The sequence below is a fragment of the Streptomyces sp. NPDC001068 genome, from assembly GCF_042897315.1.
Lineage (GTDB): Bacteria > Actinomycetota > Actinomycetes > Streptomycetales > Streptomycetaceae > Streptomyces.
In genome coordinates this window covers 54,382-71,941 of record NZ_JBIAYD010000006.1, presented here as the reverse complement: position 1 = coordinate 71,941, position 17,560 = coordinate 54,382, and the positions used below count along the sequence as shown (strand labels likewise).

The window sequence follows — 17,560 nt, the reverse complement described above, 5'->3', positions numbered from 1 at the left end:
GCATTGGATGCTGACGACACGACGGCGGACGACGACCGCGGCGGCGATCCTCGCCGGATCGCTGCTGCTGACCTCCTGCGGCGGCTCGGGCGGCGGCGCGTCCGACGGCAAGACCCTGCGGCTGTGGCACTACGAGGGCCCGACCAGCGCGATGGGCGTCGCCTGGAACGAGGCCATCAAGGAGTTCGAGGCCTCCCACCCGGGCGTCAAGGTGAAGTACGAGGAGAAGAGCTTCGAGCAGATCCAGAAGACCGCGCCGATGGTCCTCAACTCCTCCGACGCGCCCGACATCATGGAGTACAACAAGGGCAACGCGACGGCGGGACTCCTCTCCAGGCAGGGGCTCCTCACCGACCTGACCGCCGAGGCGACCGCGCGCGGCTGGGACAAGAAGCTGAGCGCGGGCGTGCGCACCACCAGCCAGTACGACGCCGAGGGCGTGATGGGCTCCGGCAAGTGGTACGGAGTGCCCAACTATGCCGAGTACACGATGGTTTACTACAACAAGGAGCTGTTCAAGAAGTACGGGATCGCCGAACCGAAGACGTTCGACGACCTGACGGCCGCGATGGACGAGTTCACGCGGCACAAGGTCACACCGCTGGCGAACGCGGGCTCCGAGTACATGGCCCAGCAGTACCTCTACCAGCTGGCGCTGTCGAAGGCCGACCGCTCGTGGGTCGACAGCTACGAGCTGTACAAGGGAAAGACCGACTTCCACGACAGCGCCTGGACCTACGCGGCCGACACCTTCGCCGACTGGGTGAGGAAGGGGTACATCGCCAAGACGTCCTCCGGGACGACCGCCGAACAGGCCGGGGTCTCCTTCATCCAGGGCAAGGCGCCGATCCTGTTCTCCGGCAGCTGGTGGTACGGCCGCTTCCAGTCCGAGGCCGAGTTCGACTGGGGCAGCTTCCTGTGGCCCGGCTCGGACCTCACCCTCGGCTCCGGCGGAAACCTCTGGGTGGTACCGAAGAACTCCGGGAACAAGGACCTCGCCTACGACTTCATCGACATCACCATGTCGAAGAAGATCCAGAACCTGCTCGGCAACAAGGGCGGAGTCCCGGTGGCCGCCGACCCGGACGCCGTCACCGACCCCAAGTCGAAGCAGCTCATCACCGACTTCAACACCCTGTCGTCACGGGACGGCCTCGCCTTCTACCCCGACTGGCCGGTCGCCGGCTTCTACGACACCCTCGTCTCCGAGACCCAGAAACTGATCACCGGGAGCGAGAAACCGGACGCCTACCTGAGCAACCTCCAGACGGCGTACGACAAGGGCACGAAGTGAGCGTGCCGGTCCGCCCCCGCGACTCCTACACCCTCTTCCTCCTCCCGGGCGCCCTGGCCTTCCTCGCCGTGGTGGTCGTCCCGTTCCTGATGAACACCGGCGTGAGCTTCACCGACTGGCAGGGCGTGGGCGGCCCGCGCTGGTCGGGGCTGGCCAACTACCGTGAGCTGCTGCACGATTCCGAGTTCTGGGCGTCCTTCCGGCACAGCCTCTTCATGGTGCTCGCGATGGCCGCGATCCCCACGGCCCTCGGCCTCGTCCTGGCGGCCGCCCTGTTCGACTTCGTCGGCAAGCACTTCGGCACCCGGATCGCCGCCGTGCTGCGCGCCTGCTTCTACCTCCCCCAGGTGCTGCCGGTCGCGGTCGCCGGCATCGTCTGGAGCTGGATCCTGGCCCCGGACGACGGCTCCCTCAACGCCCTGCTGAAGGCGGTCGGGCTGAGCGGGTGGCAGCAGGACTGGCTCGGCGACCCCGGCCTCGCCCTCTACACGGTCATGGGCGTCCTGGTCTGGGTCCAAATCGGCTTCCCGCTGGTCGTCTTCATGGCCGGGCTCGGCCGCGTCGACCCGCAGCTGTACGAGGCGGCCGAGCTGGACGGCGCCGGCTGGTGGCGCCGCTTCCGGCACGTCACGCTGCCACAGCTGCGCCCCGAGGTGTACGTCGTCCTGACCTGGTGCACGATCGCCGCGCTCAAGGTCTTCGGCGCGGTGTACGTCCTGACCAAGGGCGGACCGGGCGGCGCCACCGACGTGCCCTCCTACTTCTCCTTCACCACGTTCTTCGAGAAGACCCAGGTCGGATACGGCTCGGCGATCTCCACGGTCCTCACGGCCGTCATCCTCGCCCTGTCCCTGATCGGCCTGAGGCTGCAGAGCCGTACGGAGGACGCATGACCGCCCTGCGCCGCTACCCCGTGCTCCTCGCCCTCTGCCTCGCCGCCCTCTTCATGGTCGTCCCGTTCCTGATCGTGGCGGTCAACGCGGTCAAGTCCCCGGCGGAGTACTCGCAGAACGGCCCCCTGAGCCTCCCCCACGGCCTCTACCTGGACGGACTCGAGGACTTCTGGCAGCGCGTCGACTACAGCCGGAAGCTGCTCAACTCGGTCGTCATCAGCGGTTCGGTGGCCGTGCTCGCCACCGCGCTCTCCGTCCTGAACGCGTACGCGATCGGCATCGGCCGGATCCGGGGCCGCACCTGGGTGCTGGCCTTCTTCGTCCTCGCCAACATGCTGCCGCAGGAGGCGCTGGTCTACCCGCTCTACTACCTGAGCAAGCAGGCGGGCCTGTACGACACCCGGCTCAGCGTGATCATCGTGTTCACGGTGATCCAGTCGGCGTTCGGGACGTATCTGCTCTCCTCGGTCCTCGGCCGGTTCCCGCGCGAGATCGTGGAGGCGGCCCGGATCGACGGCGCGGACAAGTGGCAGATCCTGGTCCGGATCGTCGTCCCGGTCAGCCGCCCGACCCTCGGCGTGCTCCTGGTCTTCTTCTTCATCTGGACCTGGAACGAGTTCCTGCTCCCGCTGGTCATGCTGATCTCCAACGACAACCAGACGGTGTCCGTCGCCCTCGGGGTCCTCCAGGGCCAGCGCCTGATGGACGCCACGATGACCAACGCGGCCGCCCTGCTCGGCGTGCTGCCGGCCATCGTCTTCTTCCTCGTCTTCCAGCGCACGCTCACCCGGGGCATCGCCGTGGGCGCCGTCAAGTAGGAGGTACGTGAGTGAAGTTCACCGACGGCTACTGGCTGCTCCGGGAGGGCGTCACCGCGGCCCACCCGGTCGAGGTCCTCGACGTCACGGCCACGGACGACGCCCTGGAGATCCACGCGCCGACCCAGCCCATCCGGCACCGCGGCGACCTGCTGAAGGGACCGGTCGTCACCATCGGCGCGCACACCCCGATGCCCGACGTCATCGGCGTCACCTTCACCCACTTCGAGGGCGAGCGGCCCCGCGGCCCCCGGTTCGAGCTCCACCGGAGCGACACCGCGTCCCAGGTGTCGTACGACGACGAGTACGCGACCCTGACGTCCGGGTCGCTGACACTGCGGCTGAGCCGCACCTCGCCCTGGCGGCTCGACTTCCTCTCCGGCGGCCGCGTGCTCACCTCCAGCGGCCCCAAGGGCATGGGCATCATGCGGGACACCGCGACCGGCGCCCACTACCTGCGCGAGCAGCTCCGCCTCGGTGTCGGGACCTCCGTCTACGGCCTCGGCGAACGCTTCGGCCCGCTGGTCAAGAACGGCCAGGTCGTCGACGTCTGGAACGCCGACGGCGGCACCGCCACCGAACAGGCCTACAAGAACACGCCCTTCTACCTGACGGACGCGGGCTACGGGGTCTTCGTCGACCACCCGGGAAAGGTGTCCTTCGAGGTCGGTTCGGAGGCCGTGTCCCGGGTCCAGTTCAGCGTGGAGTCGCAGCAGTTGACGTACTACGTCATCCACGGCCCCAGCCCGAGGGACATCCTGCGCAAGTACACCGCCCTCACCGGCCGCCCGGCGCTGCCGCCCGCCTGGTCCTTCGGCCTGTGGCTCTCCACCTCCTTCACGACGTCGTACGACGAGAAGACGGTCACGTCCTTCATCGAGGGCATGCGGGAGCGTGAACTCCCGCTCTCCGTCTTCCACTTCGACTGCTTCTGGATGCGGGAGTTCAACTGGTGCGACTTCCGGTGGGATCCCCGGGTCTTCCCGGACCCGGAGGGGATGCTGACCCGGCTGCACGAGCGGGGGCTGCGGGTGAGCGTGTGGATCAACCCGTACATCGCGCAGCGGTCGCCGCTGTTCGCCGAGGGCCGGGAGCTGGGGCACCTGCTGCGGCGGCCGGACGGGGGCGTGTGGCAGTGGGACCTGTGGCAGCCGGGGATGGCGCTGGTCGACTTCACCTCGGCGGCGGCCCGCGACTGGTACGCGGCCAAGCTGGAGGCGGTGCTCGACCAGGGCGTCGACTGCTTCAAGACCGACTTCGGGGAGCGGGTCCCGGTGGACGTGGCCTGGTCCGACGGTTCGGACCCGGAGCGGATGCACAACTACTACACCCACCTCTACAACCGCACCGTCTTCGAGGTGCTGCGCAAACACCGGGGCGAGGGCGAGGCGGTGGTCTTCGCCCGGTCGGCCACGGCCGGGAGCCAGCAGTTCCCGGTGCACTGGGGCGGCGACTGCGAGGCCACCTACGAGTCGATGGCCGAGTCGCTGCGCGGCGGGCTCTCGCTCGGCCTGTCCGGCTTCGGCTACTGGAGCCATGACATCGGCGGCTTCGAGGGCACGCCCACCCCGGCGCTGTTCAAGCGCTGGCTGGCCTTCGGACTGCTCTCCTCGCACAGCCGGCTGCACGGCAGCTCCTCCTACCGCGTGCCCTGGCTCTTCGACGAGGAGTCGGTGGACGTGCTGCGGCACTTCACCCGGCTGAAGCTGAGCCTGATGCCGTACCTGTACGGGGTCGCGCGCACCGCCGCCGCCGAGGGGGTGCCGATGATGCGGGCGATGGTCCTGGAGTTCCCGGACGACCCCGGCTGCGCGCACCTGGAACGGCAGTACATGCTCGGCCCCGATCTGCTGGTGGCGCCGGTGTTCAGCGACGAGGGCGAGGTCTCCTACTACGTCCCCGAGGGGGACTGGACGTGCTTCCCGACCGGGGCGACCGTCACCGGACCGCGCTGGGTCCGCGAGCGGCACGGCTTCCTGAGCGTGCCGCTGCTGGTGCGGCCGGGTGCGGTCGTCCCGGTCGGCGCGGTGACCGACCGTCCGGACTACGACCACGCGGACGGGGTCACGCTGCGGGCGTACGGACTGCGGCACGGCGCCCGGGTCACGGTCCCGATCGGGGACGTCACCTTCACCGTCGAACGCGAGGGGGACACGCTGCGGGCCTCGTGCGACACCCCGACGGCGGAGTGGGGCCTGGCGGCCGGGGAACGGACGGCGCGGGCCGCGGCCGGCACCGGGTTCCTCTCCCTGCAACTGGACTGACGGCGAAGGTCACCGACGGGGCCCGGCACGGCCCCGTACGCGGTCGGCGGCGAGTGCCAGACGCCGGGGCGGTCAGCCGGCGTCGACCAGGTACTCCACGTCGGACACGTGGAACTCGCCGTACCCGATGCGCTCGCCGATCGCCCGGTAACGGTCGTACCGCTCCCGGGTGAGCGGTACGGCCAGCGTGCTCAGGACGCGCAGGAACAGCCGGAACCCGAGGTCGGGATCGATGCGGGTGACCACCTGTTCCAGCAGGTCCATGACGTCGCCGGCAGGCACGGGGCACCGGTAGGGGCAGACGACCCTGTCGGCCACGGCGGGCACTGTCTCCCTGATCTCCCGCAGCACCACGTCGGCGAGTTCGGTCCGCGCGGGTGCCACGACAGGGGTGTACGCGGGGGCGGCCTCCGCCAGCCGCTCCCGGCACACGTCCGCGACCAGCCGCAGCCAGTCCCGTCCGCCGACGCGCCGCGGTTCGCCCGAGGCCCCGTCCCACAGCGTGGCGAGCGCGGTGTCGGACAGGGCGGACCCCAGCAGGCGGAGCGTGTCCTCCAGGAGGACGGCCGCCGCGGAGCCCCGGGTCTGTCCGACGGAGTCGCCGGCGGCGACGTCGTGGATCTCCTCCCGGCTTCCGGACCAGTCCTGGTGGGCCGACCTGGCGAGGCCGGAGAAGCCGAAGTCCCAGGTGGAGTCGCGCCGGGCGGTGTCGATCGGCGGCCACGCGATGTCCAGGCCGTGTTCGACGAGCCCGGTGCAGTGCTCGAACCTGCTGGAGAGCGCCTCGAGCCGGTCGTACCAGGGCTTGTCGATCCGTACGGAGTGGACCTTCAGGGCCCGCAGGAGGAGCCGGAACGCGACTGCGGGACTGGCGGTGGCGGCCACCTCTTCGAGGGCCGTGAGGGTGTCGGCGGACGGCGGGGCGGCGGCCGTCCGCTCGCGGCAGAACCGTATCTCCGCGAGGACGTCGTCTCGCACCTCGTCGGGCCTCGGCGGCCGGGCGCCGAAGATCGGACAGAACTCCGGGCGCGGCCCGGGGATCTTCCGGTGCGGACGGGCGGCACAGGTCTCCTCGACGTGCCGCAGCCAGTCACGTGCGCTCAGGCCGTGCGCCGCCGGATCCCAGCGGTCCCCGGACGCCGCTCGCCACACCGTCCGGATCGTCTCGTCCGCCAGCGGCGAGGCGACGAGAGCACGCACGTCCTCGCGCAGATCGTCGGCGTACCCCCATTCGTCATGGCAGGTGTCGTAGCCGAACCTGGTGCGCTGTTCCGCGCCGAGGTCGCCGATGTCGTACAGCGGACGGGCGAGGTCGTAGGCGTCGAGCGTCGCCGTGACGAGACCGAGTGCCGCGCCGGTGTCCCGCGGGGCGGACGCGAGGGCGAACGCCTCGGTCAGCCCGCTGAGCCCGAAGTCCCCTTCGTAGTCCACGTAGTAGGGCTCCTGACGTCCCGTCATGTGAGGTCGCGCCCCCGCTCCGGTCAGACCGCCGGCGCCGGGGCCGGCACGGCGCGCGCCCGGCGCTCGCGCAGCAGGTTCCTGACGGTGCGTACCCGCCACGCGGTGAAGCCGAGGATGACGACTCCGGTGAGGGTCGGGATCTTCCAACTGCCGGACCCGTCACGGGTGGCGGTGTGGTCGCCGGGGCCGTCGACGAGGGCGGGCAGCGTCATGTCGGCGGGGCGGGTGTCGACGACCCCGTCGACGGTGACGTCGCTGACGCTGACGCTGCGGTCGGTGGCCGCAAACGAGCCCTCGCAGGCCCAGCCGTCCTGCCACAGGTCACTCAGGCCGCCGGTCGCGGGCGTGCAGTCGGTGACGGCGACCGTGCCGGGGACTCCGGTCGACTCGGCATAGGCCTGCTGGACACCGTGCACGGTCAGGAACAGTCCGAAGACGAGCCCGACGAGCCCGAGGGATATCTCGCGGGGCAGCGGGGGCAGGAAGCGGAGCAGGAACATGGGCCGGCGGGTCCTTCGAGGAGTCGGTCATCGGGGCAGGGGGATCGCCACCGGACCACGGGTCCGTGCCGGTGCTGGGACAAGGTAAGGCCTGCGACCGGGTGCGCGCCGCCCATTTCCGCGTCTACGACTCCGCTTCGCCCTGCCAGGTCCGGCAGGTCATCGTGGACAGGCCGCCGTTGGCCAGTCCCCGGTAGGTGACCTTCCGGGCGGACCGGTCTCGCGGGCTACCCGGTGACGGCATGACGAAGGCCCCGCCGCTCGGAAGCGTCGGGGCCTTCGCCCACATGGGATGTGGAGGTCCGGGGACCTCCTGACCGTGGAGATGGCGGGAATCGAACCCGCGTCCAACGGTGCAGAATCAGGGCTTCTCCGTGTGCAGTTCGCTGTGATTTTCTCGGCCCCGGCAATCACGCGAACAAGTCGCCGACGGGCCCAGTCACTGTTTGATTTCCCATTCGACCCCGTGACCGGGCCGAATGGTTTAGTCCCCTAGATTATGCCAGGGTCCGGGTCGGGAACATCCCCGGTCTGACACCCGTTAGGGCCTTCACTCACTGCTTATTAGGCAGCGAGGGCGAAGGCGCGGGAATCGCTCTTGGAATTGGCGATTATTGGTTGCGACATATGGTTAACGAGATCATTGTCGCTTCCTCGACACGCTTCCCCTGCTTCGACAGCCGCTGTCGAAACCGATCATCCCCATGTTGTGTTTTCAAACCCCTCCGAGGAGGGTGCGCACCTGCCGTGAGGTGCAGTGCCATCGTACGTGAACAACGAGCGACGTGGCCACCGTATTCCGGCGGTGTCCCGCCCTACGCGCCCCGCTGCTTCCGCTTCGCCGCCGCGATCGCCCGGTCCGACTCCCGCCGGTCCTGCTGCTCGCGCAGCGTCTGCCGCTTGTCGTACTCCTTCTTGCCGCGCGCGAGGGCGATCTCCGCCTTGGCCCGGCCGTCCTTGAAGTAGATGGCGAGCGGCACGATCGTGTGCCCCGTCTCCTGCGACTTGCTCTCCAGCTTGTCGATCTCCTCCCGGTGCAGCAGCAGCTTGCGCTTGCGGCGCACCGAGTGGTTGGTCCAGGTGCCCTGGCTGTACTCGGGGATGTGGGCGTTGTGCAGCCACGCCTCGTTCCCGTCGATCTGCACGAAGCCGTCGGTCAGCGAGGTGCGGCCCTGACGCAGCGACTTCACCTCGGTGCCGGACAGCACGATGCCGGCCTCGTAGGTGTCGATGATCGCGTAGTCGTGCCGCGCCTTCTTGTTCTGCGCGACGATCTTGCGCTTGCCGCCCTTCTCGCCGTCCCTGGCTTTGGCGGCCGTCCCCTGCTGCTTCTGCTGGGACTCTTTCGGTACGTACATTCCCTTGGCCATAGTGCTCTCCATTTTCGCACTACGGAGGGGGTGCGAGGGAAGCGGATTTGGCTACGACGGGTCGCCGAGGCCGCTGAGTACCGTCTCGGCCCGCTCCAGCACCCCGGTGCCCGCCTCCAGGTCGGGGGTGATGCCCCGCCCGTCGACGGTGTGGCCCGAGGGGGTCCGGTAGTGGCCGACGGTGAGTTCGGCGACCGAGCCGTCGGGGAGCCGGGTGGGCATCTGGACGGAGCCCTTGCCGAAGGTGCGGGAGCCGAGCACCACCGCACGGCCGCGGTCCTGGAGTGCGCCGGTGAGCATCTCGGCCGCGCTCATGGTGCCGCCGTCGACGAGCGCGACCAGGGGTCTGGCGGTGTCGCCGCCGGCGTCCGCGTGCAGGGCGCGCTGGGCGCCGTCCACGTCGTAGGTGGCGACCAGGCCGCCGTCGAGGAAGGCGGAGGCGGCGGTGACGGCCTCGCTTACCAGACCGCCGGAGTTGCCCCGCAGGTCGAGGACGATCCCGGCGTCGGCGGGGGCCTGCCGGACGGCGGCGCGGACCAGTTCCCCGGAGCCCCTGGTGAAGGCGGAGATCTTGATGACGGTGATACCGGCCGCCAGTTTGCGCACGGTCACCGAGTCGGTGGACAGCCGCGCCCGGCGCAGGGTCTCGTTCCACGCGCGCGTGCCGCGTTCCAGACCGAGGGTGACGGTCGTGCCGGCCCGGGCGTCGGTGGCGTCGCCGCGCAGTAAGGAGACGACGTCGGTGACCGGCCGCCCGTCGACGTCCGCTCCGTCGATCCTGCGCAGGCGGTCGCCCTTGCGGATGCCGGCGGTGGCCGCGGGCGACCCGGCCTGCACCCTGGTGACCTCGATCCGCCCGTCCCGCTCCCGCCGGGCCCACAGCCCGACGCCGGTGTACTGCCCGTCGAGCGCTTCCTCGAACTCCTGGTACTCGCCCTCGGAGTAGACCGCCGCCCACCGGTCCCCGCTGCGGCTCACGGCCCGTTCGGCGGCCTCCATGGGGGACTTGCCGTCGGCGAGCGCGTCGGCGGCCGCCCTGGCGACACCGTCGTGTCCCTCGGCCGTACGGGCGGCTCCGGTGGGCGTCTTCCGGTCGGGCCGGCCGGGGTCGGGAAACGCCCCGGTGGCCGCGCCGGTCACCAACAGCCCTGCGAACACCAACGTCAGAGCCGCCGCCCGGCGAACCCGGCGGGGCTGACAGAACAGCTCACGGCCTGACATGCCGGTGAGTCTAGGACAACGAAAAGGGCCGCACGGGCGGTTGCCCGTACGGCCCTCTTGGCATGTGTCACACCTTGAGGTACTTGCGCAGCGCGAAGAACGCTGCCAGCGCGGGCATCAGCAGGCTCGTCGCGAGGATGAGCGGGAGCTTGGTCAGCACCGCGTCCCAGCCGATGAAGTTGATCAGGTTCAGCTTGTGGGACAGGTCCAGGCCGTGATCGATGATGAAGTACCGGGCGATCACCAGGAATCCGCAGGCGACCGTGCCGCCGATCAGGCCGGCGACGGCGGCCTCCGCGATGAACGGGGCCTGGATGTAGAAGCCGGAGGCGCCGACCAGGCGCATGATGCCGGTCTCGCGCCGACGGCTGAACGCGGAGACGCGCACCGTGTTGACGATCAGCATCAGGGCGACCACCAGCATCATCGCCATGACCGCGCGGGCCGCCCAGTTCATGCCGTTCAGCAGCCCGAAGAGGTTGTCCAGGATGCCCTTCTGGTCCTGCACGGACTGGACGCCGCCACGGCCGTCGAAGGCCGTCGCGACCACCTGGTACTTCTGCGGGTCCTTCAGCTTGATCCGGTACGACTCCTGCATCTGGTCCGGGGTGAGGGAGTCGGCCAGCGGCGAGTCGCCGAACTGCTCCTTGTAGTGCTTGTACGCGTCGTCCTGCGACTCGTACGTGACCTTCTCGACCACCGTCATCTTGCCGAGGTCCGACTGGATCTGCTTCTTCTGGTCCTCGGTGACCGCGCCCTTGGCGCAGTGCGGGTCCGACTCGGCGTCGCTCTTGTTGCAGAGGAAGATCGAGACGTTGACCTTGTCGTACCAGTAGCCCTTCATGGTGGTGACCTGGTCGCTCATGAGGAGTGAGCCACCGAAGAGCGCCAGGGACAGGGCGACCGAGACGACGACCGCGAAGGTCATCGTCAGATTGCGGCGGAGACCGACTCCGATCTCCGACAGTACGAACTGGGCGCGCATGGCGTCGGGTTATGCCTTTCCGTGGACGTCTGCGGGGTCGTGGGCGGTCAGTGCTGGTAGCCGTAGACGCCGCGGGCCTGGTCGCGGACGAGGAGGCCCTTCTCCAGCTCGATGACGCGCTTGCGCATCTGGTCCACGATGTTCTGGTCGTGGGTGGCCATCACCACGGTGGTGCCGGTGCGGTTGATGCGGTCGAGCAGCTTCATGATGCCGACCGAGGTCTGCGGGTCGAGGTTACCCGTGGGCTCGTCGGCGATCAGCAGTTTGGGACGGTTCACGAAGGCGCGCGCGATGGCCACGCGCTGCTGCTCACCGCCGGACAGCTCGCCGGGCATCCGGTCCTCCTTGCCGCCGAGCCCGACGAGGTCGAGCACCTGCGGCACGGACTTGCGGATCTCGCCCTTGGACTTGCCGATGACCTCCTGGGCGAAGGCCACGTTCTCGGCGACCGTCTTGTTGGGCAGCAGTCGGAAGTCCTGGAAGACCGTCCCGAGCTGGCGGCGCATCTGCGGCACCTTCCAGTTGGAGAGACGGGCGAGGTCCTTGCCCAGGACGTGCACCTGACCGTGGCTGCACCGCTCCTCGCGGAGGATCAGCCGGAGGAAGGTGGACTTTCCGGAGCCGGAGGATCCCACGAGGAACACGAACTCGCCCTTCTCCACTTCCAGGGACACTTCCCTGAGTGCGGGGCGGGTCTGCTTGGGGTAGACCTTGGAGACATTGTCGAATCGGATCACGGATGCACCACGGGTCGCCGGGGGTAGATGAGCGTGACCATACGCGAGTCGGGTGAGGAAGCGCAGGCGCCGGTCACGGTTGGGTGATGCTTGTGCGGTTTTGTTCCGGGGCAGTCTTTCCGGAACGCCGGTACGGGGTCCGCGGACGGCCGCGCCCTTTCCGGGGGAACCTGGCACAGTGGAGGGGGAACGTTCTCGTTCCGCTGAGCGTTGTGTAGGTAATGGCCGGTGCAAGGAGGGCGAGCGCATGACGTACGACCGGTTGGTGTGCGCGAACTGCGCGGCGCCCGTGAGCGAGGGCCGGTGCCCCGTGTGCCGCGCCAACCGCGAGCGTCTGCAGCAGGAGAGCTTCCTGGGCGGGCTGAACCCGATGGCGCTGATCGGGCTGCTCGCGGTTCTGATCGCCGCGGTGGCCCTGCTGGCCCACCAGACCGCGTAACGAACGTCACAGACGGGCGGGCGAGAACGCGCCCGCAGCGCGCCGCGGCGCACACAGGACGACCGAAGGGCCCGGAGCCGATGCTCCGGGCCCTTCGACGTAGGTGACGCGCACGCTCGGCGAGCGGGCGGCTACCGTCAGGCCGCGGCGCCGCCGCGACCGCTCATCAGGCGCGGCAGGACGCGGAAGCCGATACCACCGGCGATCATCGTGGCGGCACCGACGATCAGGAAGCCGGTCTGCGCGGCACCGGTCTCGGCGAGCTCGTCGCCGCCACCCTGGGTCTGGGTGTTGGAACCGGTGTCGGTGAGGGCGGAGGAGCCCTCCTCCTGCGCGGAGGTGCCGGAGTTGCCGTCGGTGCCGGTGTTGTTGCCGCCACCGTTGCCACCGCCGTTGCCACCGTTACCGCCCGTGCCGCCGCCGTCGGTCGGGTTGTCGCTCGGCTCCTCAGTCGGCTCGGTGGGCTCGTCGGTGGGCTGGGTCGGCTCGTCCGAGGGCGTGGAGGAGGCCGGCGGCTCGCTCGTGGGCGGCTCGCTGGAGGGCGGCTCGCTCGTGGGCGGCTCGCTGGTGGCCGGGCCGGTCGGGATCTCGGTGGGTCCGTCGGTCGGGTCGTCGTCGGCGGTGTTGACGGTGGCGGTCAGGCCGTCCTCGTTGGCCTCGACGCCGATGGAGAGGGCGGAGGCCGCACCGGCGGCGGTCAGGGACGCACCGGCGGCGATCACGGCGCAGGCGGCTATCCGCGCGACCCGGATCCGTGTCTTCTTGGTCATCTGGTTGCTACCCCCAGTAGCTGAATGTCAGGTTGGCGGCGCTGGGGCTGTGCTCTACGGAGGTAGCTACGGATGTGCGAGCCCCCCGGTTCTCATGCGCCCCAGAGATACGCATGCCACGCTTCACCCTTCCCATTTTTCAAAGCAACGTCAAGGCCGTTGCGGGCGCGATGTCCAGTTGCGCGCGGAATGCCGGGAGTTGAAGCCTGTGAGTGTGATGTAAATCCTGGGCGGAACCCTTGGCACGGCCCGGATATAGGCGAACTGCCGCCACAGGGGCGGCAGTTCGCGTATCGGCCGACTCGCCATGGGCAAGTCGACAAAGTTACTTCTCGCGCTGCTTGCGCCAGCGAATTCCGGCCTCCAGGAAGCCGTCGATCTCGCCGTTGAAGACGGCCTCGGGGTTACCGACCTCGAACTCCGTACGCAGGTCCTTGACCATCTGGTACGGGTGCAGGACGTACGAACGCATCTGGTTGCCCCAGGAGTTGCCGCCGTCGCCCTTGAGGGCGTCCATCTTGGCCTGCTCCTCCTGCCGGCGCCGCTCCAGGAGCTTGGCCTGCAGGACGTTCATCGCGGTCGCCTTGTTCTGGATCTGCGACCGCTCGTTCTGGCAGGAGACGACGATGCCGGTGGGGATGTGGGTGAGGCGCACCGCCGAGTCGGTGGTGTTGACGCCCTGCCCGCCGGGCCCGGAGGACCGGTACACGTCCACCCGCAGCTCGGACTCGTCGATCTCGATGTGGTCGGTCGTCTCCACCACGGGCAGGACCTCGACGCCCGCGAAGGAGGTCTGGCGGCGCCCCTGGTTGTCGTAGGGCGAGATCCGCACCAGGCGGTGGGTGCCCTGCTCGACCGAGAGCGTGCCGTAGGCGTACGGGACCTGCACGGCGAAGGTGGTCGACTTGATGCCGGCCTCTTCCGCGTACGACGTCTCGTAGACCTCGGTCTTGTAGCCCTTCTGCTCCGCCCAGCGCAGGTACATCCGCTGCAGCTTCTCGGCGAAGTCGGCGGCGTCGACACCGCCCGCCTCGGCCCTGATGTTGACGAGCGCCTCACGGGAGTCGTACTCACCGCTGAGCAGCGTCCGCACCTCCATCTCGTCCAGCGCCTTCTTGACGGCGGCGAGCTCGGAGTCGGCCTCGGCACGGGTGTCCGGGTCGTCCTCCTCCTCGGCCATCTCGAACAGCACCGAGAGATCGTCGATCCGCCCGCGCAGCGCCTCCGCCTTCCTGACCTCGGCCTGGAGGTGGGAGAGCTTGCTGGTGATCTTCTGCGCCTCGTCCGGGTTGTCCCACAGGGACGGCGCGGCCGCCTGCTCCTCGAGCACGGCGATGTCTGCCCTCAGCTTGTCGAGGTCCAGAACGGCCTCGATCGACTCCATGGTCGAGGAGAGGGACTTGAGCTCTTCGGATACATCGACGACTGCCACGCCTCCCAGCGTAACGGCTCCGCCAGGCGGGCAGCGCCCGGCCGCCCGGCGTCAGGGCGCCGACGTGCTGTGGGTCTCCTGGGGCGGGGCGTCGTCGCCGGAGGTGGCGAGCCAGGTGCCGACGCCCACCGCGGCAGCCAGGACGACCCCGGCCACGCCCAGCGTCACCCTGCGCCGCCGCTGCGCCGCCCGGTGCCTGGCCGAGCCCGGCCGGGGCGCCCCGGAGGCCCTGGGGACCCTGGCGGTGCCCCGCGCCCCGCCGGCCAGCTCGTCGGGGCCGGGCACCCGCATCGACGTGTGGGTGTCCCGGTTGGAGTCCGGCTTGGCGCCGGGCACCAGCGAGACCGCGCCCCGCCGCCGTACCCGCTGCTCCTCGGCGGCCGGGGTGGCGGCCGTCTCCTCTGGGGCCTCCTCCGACGCCTCGCTCTCCGGCTCGTCGACGTCCAGCGGCGGCATCCCGGCCAGCGTCGGCAGCTGCTCCCGCAGCCGCGCGGCCAGCTCCGACGCCCGCAGCCGCGAGGCCGGCGCCTTCGCCAGGCACTGCACGAGCAGCTGCCAGAGCTCCTCGGGGATGCCGGGCAGGGGTACGACGGTCTCGGTCACGTGCCGGCGCAGGACCGCCCCGGGGTGGCCGCCACCGAACGGGGTGAAGCCCGCGAGCAGCTCGTACAGGACCGTGGCCAGGGCGTAGATGTCCACCGAGGCCCGCGGCGGCAGGCCCTCGACGATCTCCGGCGCCAGGTAGTCCGGGGTGCCGATGATCTTCGTGGCCCGGGTCCGCTTCGGGGAGTCGATCAGCTTGGCCACGCCGAAGTCGGTCAGCAGGGCGGGGTGGGCGCCGCCGGGGCCGAGCGGGCCCTGCATGTCGAGCAGGACGTTCTCCGGCTTCACGTCCCGGTGGACCACGCCCGCAGCGTGCGCCGCCGCCAGCCCGTCGGCGACGTCCGCGACGATCGCCACCGCCGCCTCGGGCGCCAGGCGCCGCTCCCGCTCCAGGCGGGTGCGCAGGTCGGTGCCGCGGACCAGGTCCATGACGAGGGCGAGGTCGTTGCCGTCGACCACGAGGTCGCGGACGGACACCACGTGCGGGTGGTCGAGGCCCAGCAGGGCCGTGCGCTCCTGGACGAAGCGGCCGACCAGCTCCTCGTCGGACGCGAGGTCCTCGCGCAGCAGCTTGATGGCGACGGGGCCCTCCGGCCCCTCGCCCAGCCACACCGTGCCGGCGCTGCCCCGCCCCAGGATCTGGTTGGCGGTGTACCGGCTGCCGATCTTCCGTGCCAAGACTGCTCCTACAGACGCGTGTTGCCGACAAAAGTACGCGTCCGAAGAGCCAACCTTCACCCAGGAGGCGGAAATCACCCGCCAGATGTCGACAAGTACCCAAACTCGCGGTCGGTCACCGCGTCAGTTGCCGCCGCCCACGCTGTCGAAGAGGTCGCCGACCGCCTTCGTCCAGTCCTTGAGCTGGTGCCAGTAGCCCTTGCCCTCGCCGACCCAGGTGTGCAGCGGCGTCAGGTCCCAGACCAGCCAGCCCGCGACGAACAGGATGACCACCATGAACAGGCAGCCCTTGAGGCAGCCGAGGCCGGGGATCTTCATCGGGTTGGCGCTGCGCTGGCGCGGCTCGCGCGAGGCCCGCTGCGGCTCGGCCGGGGGCGCGTAGCGCTGCTGGGGCTGCTGCGGCCGCTGGGGCTGCTGCTGCGGCGCGTACTGCTGCGGCTGGTGGCCGTATCCGGCGGGCTGCTGCTGGCCGTACCCGCCCTGCTGCTGGCCGTAGCCGCCGCCCTGCTGGCCGCGCGGCTGCGGGCGGCGCACCGGCTGCTGCTGCGGGGCCTGGCGGGGCTGCTGCTGCGGCCGGGCCACCTGGCGCTGCGGGCGGCGGCGCAGCGGGTCCTCGTTCGGGTCGAGGTACTGGACCTGCGTCTGCTCGTTGCGGTCGCGGGCCGCGCGGAGCTGGGTCTGCCAGGGGTGCGGCTGCTCCGGCTGCTGCTGGCCCGGCTGCCCCTGGGGCATCGGGGGCATGACGGCCGTGGGGTCGGCGGCGCCGGTGCTGGGCAGTACGGAGGTCGGGTCGGCGGCGCCCGCCGGGCCGCCGGTGTGCGGAAGGAAGCTGGTCACCGCGTTCGGGTCGTACGACCCGGCGGGCCCGCCGGTGTTCGGCAGCACCTGCGTGGGGTCGGCCGACCCCGGAACGGCGGCCGGCGCGGGGTCGGGGGCCAGGAGCGCGCCCACTCCCTCGGCGGCGGCGATCTGCGCGGAGTTCGCGTGCACGCCGACGCCCTCGGCGACGACCCGCAGGCCGCGGGCGAGGTTCTCGGCACTGGGCCGGTCGTCGGGGTTCTTGCGCAGGCAGCGCTCTATGACCGTCCACAGCGGGTCGGGCACCGTGGACGGACGGCGCGGCTCGGCGCTGAGGTGCTGGTGGAGGACCTCGAGGGCGCTGCCGCCGGAGAACGGCGGGTGGCCGGTGACCAGCTCGTACAGCAGGATGCCGGCGCCGTAGATGTCCACGGCGGAGGTCTGCGGGCGGCCCTCGGCCGACTCCGGCGCCACGTACGCGGGCGTGCCGACGAACTCGTGGGTGCGGGTCAGGCCGGGAGAGTCCGCGAGCCGGGCGATGCCGAAGTCGGTCAGCAGCGGGTGCATCTGGCCGTTGTACTGCCGGAGCAGCACGTTGGCGGGCTTGAGGTCGCGGTGCACGACGCCGTCGGCGTGGCTGGCGGCGAGCGCGTCGGCGATCTGGGCGGTCAGCAGCGCGGCGGCCACCGGCGAGAAGGGGCCGTTCTCCCGGAGGTAACGGTGCAGGTCGGGGCCCTCGACGAGGTCCATGACCAGGGCCAGCAGATCGCCCTCGACGACCAGGTCGCGGACCCGGACGATGTTCGGGTGCGTCAGCCGGAGCAGGACGGAGCGCTCCCGCAGGAAGCGCATCACGATGTCGGGGTCGCTCGCGAGCTCTTCCTTGAGGACCTTGATCGCGACGGTCTCACCGGGCTGGCCGGGCACGGCGGCCTCGGCACCGGCGGTCTCCCGCTGGCGGGCACGCCAGACGGTACCGGTGGCGCCGCGTCCGAGCGGCTCCTCCAGGAGGTACTTGCTGCCTACCGGCCGCACGTCATCCGCTCCCTGCTTGCTGGTGTGTCCGGATTCTTGTGTCCGACCCACTGTAGTGCCGTGGCCCCTGGTACCGGGCTGCCGTCCGGCTGTGCTTTCCCCTACTCGGCGGGCGGCCGGCGAGTGTTCCGGACGTATCCCCATACGTAGGCGTTCCCGCAGTTGTTCGATGGAAAGACGCTCGCTTCGGTCCCACGGTTGCCGGGTCCGGACGTGACCGATCTCAAGTGATCGTCCGCGCGGTATCGGTCAGGCACTTTTG

15 protein-coding genes and 1 other RNA gene are annotated in these 17,560 nt (G+C 70.3%); 5 read left to right on the top strand and 11 right to left on the bottom strand.

Annotation, left to right across the window (positions count from 1 at the left end; genetic code table 11):
• Positions 1–7: 7 nt before the first annotated feature.
• From ACFY3I_RS17925 to yicI, 4 genes are read left to right on the top strand one after another with little or no spacing between them, the layout of a single operon-like run.
• On the top strand, positions 8–1,294 hold the full coding sequence (locus ACFY3I_RS17925; protein ID WP_390861412.1) for an ABC transporter substrate-binding protein: 1,287 nt from the start codon (positions 8–10) through the stop codon (positions 1,292–1,294).
• Positions 1,291–2,187 carry a carbohydrate ABC transporter permease gene (locus ACFY3I_RS17920; protein ID WP_390861411.1) on the top strand — a complete coding sequence of 299 codons (897 nt, stop codon included), beginning with the start codon at positions 1,291–1,293 and terminating at the stop codon, positions 2,185–2,187. The genes ACFY3I_RS17925 and ACFY3I_RS17920 overlap by 4 nt, the downstream gene beginning before the upstream one ends.
• Entirely contained in the window at positions 2,184–3,005 is an 822-nt protein-coding gene (locus ACFY3I_RS17915; protein WP_390861410.1) for a carbohydrate ABC transporter permease, read from the top strand. Before ACFY3I_RS17920 ends, ACFY3I_RS17915 begins: the two co-directional genes overlap by 4 nt.
• Positions 3,006–3,016: 11 nt before the next feature.
• A complete protein-coding gene (gene yicI, locus ACFY3I_RS17910) occupies positions 3,017–5,269 on the top strand; it encodes an alpha-xylosidase (RefSeq protein WP_390861409.1) in 2,253 nt (750 codons plus the stop codon).
• 72 nt (positions 5,270–5,341) lie between these two features.
• On the opposite strand, the gene ACFY3I_RS17905 is transcribed toward yicI, so the two are convergent.
• The 7 genes from ACFY3I_RS17905 to ftsE form a co-directional block, all read right to left on the bottom strand.
• Entirely contained in the window at positions 5,342–6,727 is a 1,386-nt protein-coding gene (locus tag ACFY3I_RS17905; RefSeq protein ID WP_390861408.1) for a hypothetical protein, read from the bottom strand.
• A 23-nt stretch (positions 6,728–6,750) separates the two neighbouring features.
• Positions 6,751–7,230 carry a hypothetical protein gene (locus ACFY3I_RS17900; RefSeq protein ID WP_390861407.1) on the bottom strand — a complete coding sequence of 160 codons (480 nt, stop codon included), beginning with the start codon at positions 7,228–7,230 and terminating at the stop codon, positions 6,751–6,753.
• 317 nt (positions 7,231–7,547) lie between these two features.
• Positions 7,548–7,934: a transfer-messenger RNA gene (gene ssrA / locus ACFY3I_RS17895) on the bottom strand.
• 111 nt (positions 7,935–8,045) lie between these two features.
• Positions 8,046–8,588, bottom strand: a complete 543-nt coding sequence (gene smpB / locus ACFY3I_RS17890; protein ID WP_365293487.1) for an SsrA-binding protein SmpB — start codon at positions 8,586–8,588, stop codon at positions 8,046–8,048.
• Between the two features lie 63 nt (positions 8,589–8,651).
• A complete protein-coding gene (locus ACFY3I_RS17885; protein WP_390861406.1) occupies positions 8,652–9,821 on the bottom strand; it encodes a S41 family peptidase in 1,170 nt (389 codons plus the stop codon).
• 67 nt (positions 9,822–9,888) lie between these two features.
• A complete protein-coding gene (ftsX, locus tag ACFY3I_RS17880) occupies positions 9,889–10,806 on the bottom strand; it encodes a permease-like cell division protein FtsX (protein ID WP_390861405.1) in 918 nt (305 codons plus the stop codon).
• A 47-nt stretch (positions 10,807–10,853) separates the two neighbouring features.
• On the bottom strand, positions 10,854–11,543 hold the full coding sequence (ftsE, locus tag ACFY3I_RS17875) for a cell division ATP-binding protein FtsE (protein ID WP_351322897.1): 690 nt from the start codon (positions 11,541–11,543) through the stop codon (positions 10,854–10,856).
• Between the two features lie 247 nt (positions 11,544–11,790).
• On the opposite strand from ftsE, the gene ACFY3I_RS17870 reads away from it, so the two are divergent.
• Positions 11,791–11,982, top strand: coding sequence for a hypothetical protein (locus ACFY3I_RS17870; RefSeq protein WP_362167893.1), 192 nt, complete (start codon positions 11,791–11,793; stop codon positions 11,980–11,982).
• 137 nt (positions 11,983–12,119) lie between these two features.
• On the opposite strand, the gene ACFY3I_RS17865 is transcribed toward ACFY3I_RS17870, so the two are convergent.
• The 4 genes from ACFY3I_RS17865 to ACFY3I_RS17850 form a co-directional block, all read right to left on the bottom strand.
• Positions 12,120–12,752 (bottom strand): hypothetical protein, encoded by a 633-nt coding sequence (locus ACFY3I_RS17865; RefSeq protein WP_390861404.1) that lies wholly within the window; start codon positions 12,750–12,752, stop codon positions 12,120–12,122.
• Positions 12,753–13,077: 325 nt separating this feature from the next.
• On the bottom strand, positions 13,078–14,184 hold the full coding sequence (gene prfB / locus ACFY3I_RS17860; protein ID WP_390861403.1) for a peptide chain release factor 2: 1,107 nt from the start codon (positions 14,182–14,184) through the stop codon (positions 13,078–13,080).
• Between the two features lie 51 nt (positions 14,185–14,235).
• Positions 14,236–15,465 carry a serine/threonine-protein kinase gene (locus tag ACFY3I_RS17855; protein WP_390861402.1) on the bottom strand — a complete coding sequence of 410 codons (1,230 nt, stop codon included), beginning with the start codon at positions 15,463–15,465 and terminating at the stop codon, positions 14,236–14,238.
• Positions 15,466–15,588: 123 nt separating this feature from the next.
• On the bottom strand, positions 15,589–17,298 hold the full coding sequence (locus ACFY3I_RS17850) for a serine/threonine-protein kinase (protein ID WP_365293474.1): 1,710 nt from the start codon (positions 17,296–17,298) through the stop codon (positions 15,589–15,591).
• Between the last annotated feature and the right edge of the window lie 262 nt (positions 17,299–17,560).